The sequence below is a fragment of the Ahrensia sp. 13_GOM-1096m genome, from assembly GCF_000620605.1.
GTDB classification, from domain to species: domain Bacteria; phylum Pseudomonadota; class Alphaproteobacteria; order Rhizobiales; family Rhizobiaceae; genus Ahrensia; species Ahrensia kielensis.
Map to the genome: position 1 here is coordinate 1 of NZ_JIAX01000005.1, position 1,640 is coordinate 1,640.

General features: G+C 49.8%; 1 protein-coding gene. It reads left to right on the top strand.

Features of this window, described 5'->3' with window-relative positions:
- Nucleotides 1-91 precede the first annotated feature (91 nt).
- Nucleotides 92-1,393 (top strand): ISNCY family transposase, encoded by a 1,302-nt coding sequence (locus N530_RS17140; RefSeq protein WP_051540671.1) that lies wholly within the window; start codon nucleotides 92-94, stop codon nucleotides 1,391-1,393.
- The last annotated feature ends 247 nt before the right edge of the window (nucleotides 1,394-1,640 follow it).

Here is a 1,640-nt window from a genome sequence, read left to right on the forward strand (position 1 = left end):
TGTAGTGGCAACTTACAGATGCGACAGTTCAGCAAGGTAGACATGCGACACTCCAAGGCTTCCCTTTTGAGAAGTTTTGCAGGACCAACGCATGGAACTAACGACCTTGAGCAAACTAGAACTTCAACACCTTGAGATTATCCAATCCATTCTTGATAAGCGACTAAGCGTCGTTGATGCTGGCGAACATTTGAGATTATCGCGCAGCCAGGTCCATAGGTTATTGCAGCGATACCGTTTGCACGGTGCAGCGGGCCTTGCGTCGAGGAAGCGTGGCAAGCCGAGCAACCGTAAATATCCCGATACGTTGCGAGATTATGCGCTGCACATCATTCAATCGAAGTATCACGATTTTGGACCGACGCTGGCGGCTGAGAAGTTGGAAGAAGTCCATGAGTTGTCGATTTCCAAAGAGACATTGCGTAAATGGATGATTGAGGCTGGTATTTGGCAAAGTCGCATCGAACGCAAAAAACGGATGCATCAACCGCGGAACCGCCGTGATTGCTTTGGCGAGTTGATACAGCTCGACGGTTCACATCATTGGTGGTTTGAGGAAAGAGGGCCAAAGAGCGCCCTGCTCGTTTATATCGATGATGCAACCAGCAAACTGGTTCATTTACGCTTTGCGCAGTCAGAGAACGCATTTGACTATTTTGAAGGAACCAAGGCGTATCTGGCACAGTACGGCAAGCCATTGGCATTTTATACCGACAAGCACGGCGTATTCCGCACCACCCATGCGGCCAAGAATAAGGATGTTGTGACCGGTATGACACAATTTGGTCGGGCGCTACACGAGTTGAACATCGATATAATTTGCGCCAATTCCCCACAGGCCAAGGGCCGTGTTGAACGCGCCAACAAGACGCTTCAAGATAGATTGGTGAAGGAATTGCGGCTTCGCAACATCAGCACCATTGAAGTTGCAAACGCCTATATGCCGGAGTTTATGGCAGCGTTTAATGCCAAGTTCGGTAAAGAGCCTCGCAATGATAAGGATATGCACCGGCCACTAACCGAGTTGGACAGCCTCGATAGTTCGTTGTGTCACAAGGAAGAGCGCACGCTGTCGAACACTCTCACCCTGCGCTATGACAAGGTGCTGTTCATTCTCGACAAAACCGATCTAGCAATCAGCCTTGCCAGAAAGCGCGTGACAGTTTGTGATTTTCCAGATGGCCGACTGGAGATCCAGCACAACGGCGTTTCCATGCCTTATCGCACTTTTGATACGCTGCGATCTGTGAACCGTGCGCCTGTTGTCGAGAATAAACGATTAGACGAAATGCTAGCGATTGTTGAACAAATGCAAGCAGGTCGCACTCTCACACGCTCACAGAAAGCACCGAGGAGAACCGGGCAAAAGGGTCATATATTTGATGCCCAATGACGGTTCTAGCCACAATTTAACACTCGCGCACAAAGCATTTTGATGAGGAGGCTAAAGCCGAAGTGGTGCACTTTAGTCCGCTTCGGCGGGTCCATTGGCTCTGACTCTAGACGGTCAGCCAATGGCCTTGACCGCCTACGCTTGCATCGAATGGAACTCGTAGCTAATGTGATGGAACAGACGTCAACCTGTCCTGTGTCGCATTTCTAAATTGCCCAGACCGATGCATCTGTATCTTGCCCTAACA